At 34.2% G+C, this 10,918-nt stretch carries 8 protein-coding genes; all 8 read left to right on the plus strand.

What is annotated here, in order from left to right:
- Positions 1-53: 53 nt before the first annotated feature.
- Complete coding sequence (locus GIY83_RS10705) at positions 54-653, plus strand: RNA polymerase sigma-70 factor (RefSeq protein ID WP_208686890.1); 600 nt, start codon at positions 54-56, stop codon at positions 651-653.
- 67 nt (positions 654-720) lie between these two features.
- On the plus strand, positions 721-1,824 hold the full coding sequence (locus GIY83_RS10710; protein ID WP_208686893.1) for a FecR family protein: 1,104 nt from the start codon (positions 721-723) through the stop codon (positions 1,822-1,824).
- 10 nt (positions 1,825-1,834) lie between these two features.
- Complete coding sequence (locus tag GIY83_RS10715) at positions 1,835-5,194, plus strand: SusC/RagA family TonB-linked outer membrane protein (protein WP_208686895.1); 3,360 nt, start codon at positions 1,835-1,837, stop codon at positions 5,192-5,194.
- 4 nt (positions 5,195-5,198) lie between these two features.
- A complete protein-coding gene (locus tag GIY83_RS10720; RefSeq protein ID WP_228520439.1) occupies positions 5,199-6,656 on the plus strand; it encodes a RagB/SusD family nutrient uptake outer membrane protein in 1,458 nt (485 codons plus the stop codon).
- The gene (locus GIY83_RS10725) at positions 6,643-8,106 is read left to right on the plus strand and encodes a hypothetical protein (protein WP_208686897.1); all 1,464 of its coding nucleotides are present in this window, start codon (positions 6,643-6,645) and stop codon (positions 8,104-8,106) included. Before GIY83_RS10720 ends, GIY83_RS10725 begins: the two co-directional genes overlap by 14 nt.
- A 123-nt stretch (positions 8,107-8,229) precedes the next feature.
- The gene (locus GIY83_RS10730; RefSeq protein ID WP_208686899.1) at positions 8,230-9,372 is read left to right on the plus strand and encodes a cytochrome-c peroxidase; all 1,143 of its coding nucleotides are present in this window, start codon (positions 8,230-8,232) and stop codon (positions 9,370-9,372) included.
- A gap of 386 nt (positions 9,373-9,758) precedes the next feature.
- Complete coding sequence (locus GIY83_RS10735) at positions 9,759-10,409, plus strand: VOC family protein (RefSeq protein WP_194616650.1); 651 nt, start codon at positions 9,759-9,761, stop codon at positions 10,407-10,409.
- Positions 10,410-10,472: 63 nt separating this feature from the next.
- Positions 10,473-10,871: a tautomerase family protein gene (locus GIY83_RS10740; protein WP_194616649.1), complete on the plus strand. Its 399-nt coding sequence runs from the start codon at positions 10,473-10,475 to the stop codon at positions 10,869-10,871.
- Positions 10,872-10,918: the final 47 nt, after the last annotated feature.

A 10,918-nucleotide genomic window follows, 5' to 3' on the forward strand; every position in this document is an offset into this window, starting at 1 on the left:
GGTCTTTTTATTAAATTGCCTTTATTGCTTTCTAAAAAAGTGATTTTCTTATAATGAATAATAATACCAGTTTCGAATTACATCATTTTGAATCTTTCAAAGAAGGAGACGAAACTGCTTTCACTTATTTTTACGATAAATACTTTCGCAGAATCACCGCATTTAGCGTTCAGTTTATTTATGATAAAGATGAAGCTGAGAATCTGGCTCAGGAAGCTTTCCTGCATTTATGGCAAAACAGGGAAACTGTCGAATCGATAAACGGTATCCAGTCTTTTTTATATACGTATGCCAAATCGAAATGCCTGAACATGATTCGACATAATAAGGTAAAGGATAAATTCAAAAGTGAAGTTTTAAACCAAAAGGAAAGAGGACTGGATATCGAAATCTTAAATTCGGTGCAGTTTGATACTTTAGAATTAACTGAACTTGAACGTTTAATTCAGGAATCGATAAGCGATCTTCCACCTAAAACCCGCGAAGTTTTTATAAAAAAGCGTTTCGAAAATAAAAAAAATGCAGAAATCGCCGAAGAAATGCAAGTAACATTAAAAGCTGTAGAAGCCCACATGACAAAGGCTTTGAAGATTTTAAAAACTAAACTATCAGATTATTTGTTCTTAATTTTTATCCTTATTTGTAATAATTAAAAATAAAAGGTAGGGTATTTTATTTCTGAAGTGTACTTACTAAAACGAGAAGTTCAAAAACTTAAATATGACATCGGAAATCATTTATAAATACCTTTCGAACGAAGCTTCAGAACAAGAAGTTCAAATGCTTTTTGAATGGATTAATGCTTCGGAAGAAAATAAAGGGCATTTTATCACCTTAAAGAAAACCTGGGCGTTAACAGCGCTTTCTGAAGATATTTCTACAGCATCAACTCCGGTAGTCTCAATTCAGCCTAAAAAGAAAGCAATTCAGTTCCTGAAATATGCCGCTGTATTTCTGGTTTTATTTGGTTTAGGAAAATTAGCTTTCGACTTTACCCAGAAAACAAAATCATCAAAAGAGATTGTTTTAGAATTAGCCGATGGCCGCTCTGAATATATTACGAAAGACAACCAAACGAAATTAGTAAACGACAAAGGCGATCTGATTGCGAAGAAATTGCCAAATCAAATCATTTATTTTGGTAAAGTTCAGGATCAGGAAGTGGTTTACAATACGCTAAAAGTTCCTTACGGAAAAAAGTTTAAACTTACACTTTCTGACGGAACGGTGGTCAATTTAAATTCAGGAACAACTTTAAAATATCCGGAGCAATTTGGCATCAACGGAAAAAGAAATGTGTACTTAACCGGTGAAGCTTTTTTTGAAGTTGTCAAAGACAAAGAACATCCTTTTATTGTCAACGCTAATCAGGTCGATATTGAAGTTTTGGGAACCAGGTTCAACGTAAGTGCTTATCCTGAAAATCCAAGTGTAAATGGTACTTTGGTTGAAGGAAGCATTCAGATGTATGAAGCCGAAAACAAACTAAATGCTGTTTTACTTCAACCCAATCAAATGGCAACCTGGAACAATAACTCCAAAAAAATTATAACAAAAGAAGTTGACCCTAGCTTTTATTCGGCATGGACAAAAGGTGAACTTGCTTTTAAAGATACCCCATTCTCCACCATCGCTAAAATAATTCAGCGTACCTACGACGTCGAAATTATTAACGAAAATACTGTTTTGGCTAGACAGAATTTTACGGGAACTATTAAAATTAGCGAATCCAGTGTCGAAAACATTTTAGAACTTCTAAAACGTGACACGCCATTTAATTATTCCGTTAAAGGAAATATGATAACCATTACCAATCTTCCATAACTAAATAAACATGACTTTTACGATACACGATTTAAGGAAAATTCTATTTTTCCTAGCCCTATTCATATCCTGTTTTAAAGGTTTTACTCAGAATAAAGGCGTTACATTACAGCTCAAAAACAAACCTATCAGTCTGATTATTAAAGCTATTGAAGAACAAACCGATTTTAGGATTATTTATAACGCCCGAAAAATTGATGCGGATCAACTGGCCGATCTTAATGTTCAGAATGTAAGTTTAGAAACTGCTTTAACGCAATTATTTGCCGGCAAAAATATTTCGTTTTATATCCAGAAAAAACAGGTTTTATTAACGAACGCTGCTCCTGCTCTAACATCTAATATATCTTCTGATGAAAAAGAGCGATTCATTAGCGGAACGGTTTATAATGCCAATGACAAACAGCCACTTCCCGGCGCAACAATTCGTGTAAAAGGAACCGGAATGGGCGCTATAACTGATTTTAGCGGAAAGTTTGTTTACCAGCTAAAAGGAAACAACATTAACGATATGGTGCTTGAAGTTGGCTTTTTAGGAATGATTTCTCAAACTGTAAAAGCAGATAATAAAAAAGAATTTACTTTTTATCTTGAAGAATTTACAGACGAGTTAAATCCGGTTGTGATTACGTCTTCTTATGGTACTACAAAACTAAAAGAAGAGATTGTAGGTAGTATTTCGACTTTAAATGCAAAAGATATAGCTGTAGAACAAGCTTCAGAAAGTATCGATAAAATGATTACGGGGCAAATTGCAGGTGTTATGGTCGAAAATACTTCTGGTGTTGGCGGTCCGGTAAAAATCAATATTCGTGGACAAGGAACATTATCTTCTTTAACCGGAGCAAAAACCGGAACTTCTACGCAGCCGTTAATTATTATTGATGGTGTTGTAATGAGTGAAGAATATGCGATTGACGCTATCTCTTTTAACGGGAGTGGTGATACTTCCGAAGATTTAGCCAACCCGCTAATGAAAATTGCACCTGAAAATATTGAGACGATATCCGTTTTAAAAGATGGTGCCGCAGTGGGGATTTATGGTGCTGATGGTGCAAATGGCGTAATTTTAATTACGACCAAAAAAGGAAAAAAAGGAAAAACACAATTTGGTTTCTCTAACCAATTGGGAATTTCTTCTGCTATTAACAGAATTAAATATCTAAGTGGAGAACAATTTACTGAACTTAGAAATGATTACATGAAAAATACCACAACAGGCTATACTCCTGTCGCTTATAATGGTATAAATACAGATTGGTTCGAGGTTTTAAACAGAAGCGGAATTTATAATAAATATAATTTCAATGTTTCGGGATCAACTTCAAAATTCTCCTATCGTACAAACGTAAGCTATTTAAAAATTAATGAAGCTCAACTAGGCAATGATACCAAACAATTAAACGCAGGAATTAATTTAGGATTCAATTCAGGAAAATGGAGTGCTAACTTAATGCTGAATCCAAGTTACGTACAAAAAGATGCTCCAAATATCTTTTCTAGTTTTGCTTATTTGCCAACGCTAGCAGTTTACAATGCAGATGGTTCTTATGCAGATTTGGGAGTAAGCGGTATCACAAGAGGAAATCCGCTGGCTGCTATTGAACAAAATAAAAATCAGTCGCAGACATTTGGTCTTCTTGGAAGTTTAAATTTATCGTATCAGCTTAGTAAGGCTATAAAATTTTCGACGCTTTTCGGGATGGACTATACAGATAAAGAGCAGGATCGTTATTTTTCTGCTGCAAATGAAAGTGGTCAGTTTAATGGATCTTTTACACTTAACGGAATTTTGTATCCTGCATGGGGAAGACGAATTTTAAATCAACGAAATTCGACAAAATGGAACTGGCAGGGACAAGTTTTATTTAATAAACAATTAAACGAAAATCATGAAATTGATGGTGTCGCAGGTTTTGAATTATCTGAAGATAAAACAGATTTTAATTTTAAATCCGGAGTAGGATTTGTCAATCCGTATCAAATTAATAAAATCAGTGATGCTGTCAGAGATGATAATCCTGCAACTGCTTTGGTTGATGAATCTAAAGTCGGTCAGAGTTCCAGAGGTGAAATTAGCTATAATTCGAGAGTTTCATTTCTATCTCAGGTGAATTATAACTATAAAAAACGTTATTATGTTTTAGCGAATTTAAGACGCGACGAAAGCTCTGTTTTTGGAGATGATACAAACGTTGCTCTTAATGGCGGCGCAGGTTTGAGTTGGATTACAAGCAATGAAAATTTCTTACAGTCAAATACATGGATTGATTTTCTAAAATTTAAAGTGAGTTACGGTTCTACAGGAAATTCAAGAATTGGTTCTTATAGAGCAAAAGGTTTATATAATATTACTCAAAACGACTATAACGGGTACATCGGAGCAACGACCGGTGCTGCTCCAAACGGGAATTTAAGCTGGGAAAAAAACACAAAATTTAATGTTGGTTTTGATTTTAATATTTTTAAACGAATCGAATTGACTTTAGAATATTATTATGACAACAAAACCGATTTAATTACGACAAGAGATATCCCAACAGAAACCGGATATAATTCTGTTCAGTTAAACGCGTCGAGCATGTATAATAAAGGTTTTGAATTGACTACCAGAATTAAATGGATAAAAAGTAATGCTTTTAAATGGACTACAACATTCAATATTTCTACTGTTGAAAGTAAAGTAACTGATCTAAAAGGTTTAGGAAGTGACTATGCTTTAGGAAATCTTGCCTTAGCACAAAAAATAGGCTACAGCACAACTACTTTATGGGGAATAAAATGGATTGGAGTGGATCCCGCTACAGGTAGAGATCTCGTAGAAAAAGATGGAAAAATATACGATACGAAAACGTATAATGATTCTCATACTGTTGCAGACTGGGTACCAATTGGCGATACCCAGGCAGATGCCTACGGAGGTTTTTATAACAGTTTTACATTTTATAACAATCTAACCTTATCTGTAAGAGGTGATTTTCAACTAGGAGGCGATGTCTTTGTGGGTGATGTTTATATCGACAAGTATTCTAATACTTTAAATAGAAATCTTTCTGTAAATGCGTACGATTACTGGAGAAATCCAGGTGATAATGTTTCACAGTCAGCAGTAACATCTTCACCTATTATTCCTAATTTAAGTAAGTACATATATGACGGTACTTATGTACGAATCAGCAATATTAATTTAAGTTATAATGTACCCCTAAAAAATACTTTTCTGGATGCTCTGTCTGTTTTTGCAGATGCTTCGAATGTGGCGTATTGGTATAAGGAAAAAAGTCCGAAAGGAATGAACGGAATACGAGAATACAGTTTTATATATCCTCAGGCCAGAACAATCTCGCTGGGAGTTAATGCTAAATTTTAAAGAAATGAAATATTCAAAATACATCACACTTTTTTTCCTGATATTCTCACTACAAAGCTGCAGTGATTTCTTAGAACAGGAACCCGGAACTCAAACCTCTATCGATGAGCTTTTGCAAAACAAGCAAGGAGTAGTAACTGCTTTAACCGGACTTTATACAGAGCTTGAAGCCAATGTAAAAAATGACCGTTTTGCTGTTTATGCTGATTTGCAAGGAGGAAATTTAAAATTTACCCCAACGGCTTCCGGAAGCAGCAGAGGGCAAATTTCTCCATCAGGGAATATTGAGCAGGTTTATTCTTTTGATGATCTGGCGCTTACCAGTAATTACAAATCATTTTATGACGGAAGTTATGATATCATCAATCAGGCTAACTTAATTTTAGAATATACTCCCGCCCTAACCGATGCGACTGACGAAGAAAAGAAACAAATTAAAGCAGAAGCATTGACCATAAGAGCTTATGCACATTTTCTTTTATCGCAGGTTTACAGCCAAAATTACAGTTATACCTCAGATGCTTCTCATTTAGGGATTGTTTACAACACAAAATCAATAAAAGCAGGAATAGAATATCCCGAAAGAGAAACTGTAGCCAATACGTATAATTTAATTATAACCGATCTAAAAACAGCAATTGATAATTACTCTGTTTTGGTACTTTCAGGTCCCGTTTACTCTTATTTCAACGTTAATAGTGCAAAAGCACTGCTTGCCAGAGTTTATCTGCAAAAAAATGACTGGACAAATGCTTACGAAACTGCAAATGATGTCATCATAAATTCCGGGGTTAGGTTAACAGAGAAAGAAAATTACCTTGCAGAATGGGCAAAAACAGATCTTCCGGTTTCTGAAATTTTATTAGAATTTTCGATTCCAAGAGATTCAGAAGGTATTGCCGGCAATTCTATGTCAAGTTATTTTGGATATACTTCGGCAACCAGTTACAATAAATATGTTGCTTCTGATGATTTGGTTACTCTTTATGAAAATACAGATTTAAGAAAACAACTATTTCTTACACAATCACTTCAAACATTAGTAAATGGCGTTCTTACGCCTATGAATTACAACTTTACTAAAAAATTCCAAAATAATGCCGGTTATGTAGCTTTTAGATTAAGCGAAATGTATTTAATCCGTGCCGAAGCAGCTTTGGAAACCAATAAAGCAAGTGAAGCAATGGCAGATATTAATACTATTCGTGCCCGTGCAAATGCGACCTTGCTAACCAATACAGCTAATCTTAAAGAGAATATTCTTTTAGAAAGAAGAAAAGAACTTTGTTTTGAAGGTCATTTGTTCTTTGATCTCGTGCGCAATCATAAAAATATTTCCAGAAATGACGGTTGTATTTCTACTAGCTGCAGTATGACATATCCTTCTTTAAAATTTGTTCTGCCAATACCAACATTCAACACTAATCTTAACCCTAACTTACAACAAAATGACTCGTATTAAGATATTTAGCATATTGTTTATAACCTTACTAATAACTTCTTGCTCAAAAGACGATTATAAATTAGGTTCTGAGATAGATCCTTTTGTCAGATTTAATTTTTTAACAAAGGATAACGTACCCTTAGAATATCCTGCTGTAAACGGAAGTCTGGCACCTCGATCTACTTATCTAAACAGTTCCGTAAAAACGTTGAAAATACCGGTTGCTTTAACTACCCGTTATTTAAAAAGTGCTGTAACGGTCAATTTTAGTGCTGTTTCATCAACAAATGATAATGAAAGTTTTACCGTAAATCCGGTGAATCAGTTAGTATTTGAAGGAAGTAAATTAACGGATACTGTTTTTGTTTCATTCGATAAAAGATGGGCAGCAAATCAAAGTATTTCTTTAAAATTGGAAACGGTATCTGATCCTGAAATTCATATTGGAAACCTGAATACTGAATATCCAAATGATACTTTTACCATTACCCTGGGCGAAATAAGTACAGCTTATACATTTCCTGTGGGCCAATATTTGATTAAAGGAGAAGTGGGCGAAAAAATCGATTTTAAAGTAAATTTTCCTAACGGATTTATTCCGTCTGAAATCGAAAATGCCAGTATCTTTAAATTTCTTGATGGCTTTGATTACTCGTTAACGCATGATGATTTTGGAGATAACAGAAGCTCCATCAACTATCATTTAACTCTATTAGAAGATATCCAAAATCCGGATGTGCGTTATGAAACCAAATTAACATTAACCAATACGCCCAATTATGTTGCTACAGGAAATACGGTATTGCAGATCATAAAACCTACACGATCACCCAGAGATGTTAATGCAAATCCGGCATCTAAATTTTACGATTTATCCAGTCAGTTTTACCTGACTTATGGCGAAACCTGGTTTGATAGAAGCGGTACTTGTGCGTGGCAGGCTTATAATGCCTTTACGTTTCCTGTTGTAGTAACAAAAGACAATGAAAATGCCATTTTATATAGCGATAAAGGAACGGCCAATCCTAATGATGATGTTTATCATGATGCATTCAAAATTGGATTTAATGTTGTAACAGGTACCTCAACAACCAATTCCTTTAATTTAAAAAGATGGTTTAGTAATGAAGCAGTAGCTGCAGCAAGCTCTCCAGGATTCAATATTACCTCAGCATTAGAATTTTTCCCAGAGAACGGAAACAGTAAAACTCAGGGGAAAGTATTGGTGATTCCGCAATATATTACCATTGCAGGAACCAATAAAAACAGTCATAATATCGAAATCGCCGGAGAAGGTACTTACCAAGAAATCAGTGCAGGTTTATTTGAAATTTCTTTCGAACTGAAACTTACAAACGAAGCACTTTTTGGAGGAACTGTTTCGACACAATACAGAATGTACAATAACAAAACATATCCAAAACCGGCTGCTTTAAGCATTGAATGTCCTAAGGAAGTTGCGCTTTAGATTTTAGTCGCAGTCGCAGTAACTTTGTCAAAGTTTACAACTTTGACAAAGTTTTCTGAAAAACGAACTGAAACTGAAAACTGAAACCTAAAACCTGAAACAAATCATACAAAAACAAAAGAATTGAAAAAACTAATCGTCCCTATCCTATTCCTCGTGAGTTTAACGGCCTACAAAAGCGTTGAACAGCCTGATTACATTGACATTCAGGAATTGCGAAAACTGTATTCCGGCGGAGATGCTACGAAATGGCCGGCGGCGGAATTACACAAAAATGTCGATAAATCTCAATTTCAGGATATTGGTGTGCTCCCTGCTGTTCCCTATCCGTCTTATAATCCGTATTCTAAGGAAAAAGAAAGTCTGGGTAAAATACTGTTTTTTGATCCCAGATTATCTACAAGCGGACAAATTGCATGCGCTTCCTGCCATAATCCTGAATTGGGGTGGACAGATAATTTAACGCGTTCTTTTGGCCATGATCGTCAAACCGGAAAACGTAATTCGATGACGATTCTTAACTCGGCGTATGCTACTTCTTTATTTTGGGATGGTCGTGCTTCAAGTCTTGAAGATCAGGCGCAATTCCCGATTGGAGATCCTCTCGAGATGAATGAAAAACTGACAATTGCAGTTGATAAAATTGCCAAAATAAAAGGGTATAAACCGCTTTTTGAAGCTGCTTTTGGAGACAAAAAGGTTTCATTGCAAAGAATACAATATGCGATTGCTACTTTCGAAAGATCTATTAATAGTCCAAAAAGTAAATTTGATCAGTTTGTAAGCGGAAAATCTGATGCTTATACCGATTCGCAGGTAAAAGGTCTGCATTTGTTCAGAACCAAAGCGCAATGCATCAATTGCCATAATACACCTTATTTTAGCGACAATCAGTTTCATAATGACGGACAGACTTTATTCGGAACAAAAAATGAAGATTTCGGGAGATATAATGTGACCAAAGATGTAAAAGACATTGGTAAATTCAGAACGCCAACATTGCGTGAAGTGGCCAATACAAAACCCTGGATGCATCACGGGCATTTTCCTTCTTTGCTGGATGTTGTCGAATTGTACAATTTAGGAAATCCATCGCCAGTTCAGAAAAAATATCTGGGAACTGCAAGAGATTCATTAATTCCAAAAGTAGATCCAATGCTTCGAAAATTAGATTTAAATAAAGAAGAAGTCAACGATCTTTTGGCATTTATAGAAACATTAAGCACGCCAACACGAAGAATTATGGTACCGGAAATGCCAAAATAAATTACATTAAACGATTTGTAAATTGCCCCAAATTTTTCAAATCCGGAAAGCCTATTTCATAATTGAAATGGGCTTTTCTATTTTACACACATAGAAACATAGGTTTTAGATGTTTAAAAGGATATAAAAAAAAGAAACTAGTTTCTTCACACATAGTCCCGATAGCTATCGGGATTAGTTAATGTGAGTGAAACGCCTTTTATAATTTTACAAAATCTATGATCCTATGTGTTTAAAAAATTACGTATTATAATAGGAGAAACTCTTATCATAATTTACTATTCTTTCATCGAAGTATAAAATAGTCTGCTGATCGTAATACTTCGATCTTTTCTTAAATTTGTTTGAAACGAAAGGAAGCTTTTCCTTCTTGAAAAAATACCACCATGAAGTTAGCACACATTCAAATTCAATCCAACAATATAGAACAAACTGCCACTTTTTATAAAAACATTCTTGATCTTCCTATTATAGAAAAAACCAAAGACTTTGTGAGTATTCAGGCAGGTAATTCGGTTTTGGAATTCGTTGAAAATCCAGAGTTTAAATCTATCTATCATTTTGCTTTTAATATCCCGGAAAACAAATTAGACGAAGCTATCGAATGGTGTAAAAGTAAAGTAGATCTAATTTTTATTGAAGATCAAAAAGTCATTACCAATTTCGAAAACTGGAATGCCAATGCTGTTTATTTCTATGATAATAATGGCAATTTATTAGAATTCATTGCCCGACATGATCTTGATAATGCACAAACAGAAGCATTCAGTTCTAAAGCTATTCTAAATATAAGCGAAATAGGAATTGTGAATGAAAATCCTTTAGAATTAGGAAAACAACTAATTGCAGAACACGGTTTAGCATTCTTTTCTAAAAATGCCAATAGTGAACTTTTTGCTGCCGTTGGTAATGATGAAGGTTTGTTGATTATGGTTAAACCGAATAGAAACTGGTATCCTACGCAAACACCTTCTGAAAGTAATATTACCAAAGTTAAAATTGAAAATAAAGGAACTAAAATTGAATTAAAATTTTAATCCGATTCTTATTTTTCATCGCTTACAATTCCTTATTTTTATAAAAACTTAAATAAAAACAAAATGCCATTCGTTAGAATCAGCCTTCCTAAAAAGCTTTCATTAGAAACAAAAAATACTATTTCAGAATCGATTCATCAATCTTTGATAACAGAATTTAATATCCCAAAGGACGATTATTTTCATGTCATTGAAGAATTGGAACCACATCAGATAAAATATCCTGAAAGTTATCTTGGTATTTCACATTCTGAAGATATTGTTTATGTGCAAATCACGGCCGGACAAGGAAGAACATTAGAACAAAAGAAAAAATTATACCATCAAATTGCTTCGAGAATTTCAACTTCAACCGAAATTTTGATCAATAATGTGATCATTGTTTTATTAGAAAATAATGGTTTAGAGAATTGGTCTTTCGGTAATGGAGAAATTCAGGAACAAAAACATTTGAAGAAGTAATTGTAAACCCTTGGATCCTTTTTTTAAAACACATAGAACCATAGATT

Origin of the sequence: Flavobacterium sp. SLB02, assembly GCF_009664855.1 — a bacterium.
Lineage (GTDB): Bacteria > Bacteroidota > Bacteroidia > Flavobacteriales > Flavobacteriaceae > Flavobacterium.

Excerpts from the sequence above, each read along its gene's own strand:
- GIY83_RS10715 (WP_208686895.1), top strand. The coding sequence starts at position 1,835 with ATGACTTTTACGATACACGATTTAAGGAAAATTCTATTTTTCCTAGCC.
- GIY83_RS10735 (WP_194616650.1), top strand. The coding sequence starts at position 9,759 with ATGAAGTTAGCACACATTCAAATTCAATCCAACAATATAGAACAAACT.
- GIY83_RS10705 (WP_208686890.1), top strand. The coding sequence starts at position 54 with ATGAATAATAATACCAGTTTCGAATTACATCATTTTGAATCTTTCAAA.
- GIY83_RS10725 (WP_208686897.1), top strand. The coding sequence starts at position 6,643 with ATGACTCGTATTAAGATATTTAGCATATTGTTTATAACCTTACTAATA.
- GIY83_RS10740 (WP_194616649.1), top strand. The coding sequence starts at position 10,473 with ATGCCATTCGTTAGAATCAGCCTTCCTAAAAAGCTTTCATTAGAAACA.
- GIY83_RS10720 (WP_228520439.1), top strand. The coding sequence starts at position 5,199 with ATGAAATATTCAAAATACATCACACTTTTTTTCCTGATATTCTCACTA.
- GIY83_RS10710 (WP_208686893.1), top strand. The coding sequence starts at position 721 with ATGACATCGGAAATCATTTATAAATACCTTTCGAACGAAGCTTCAGAA.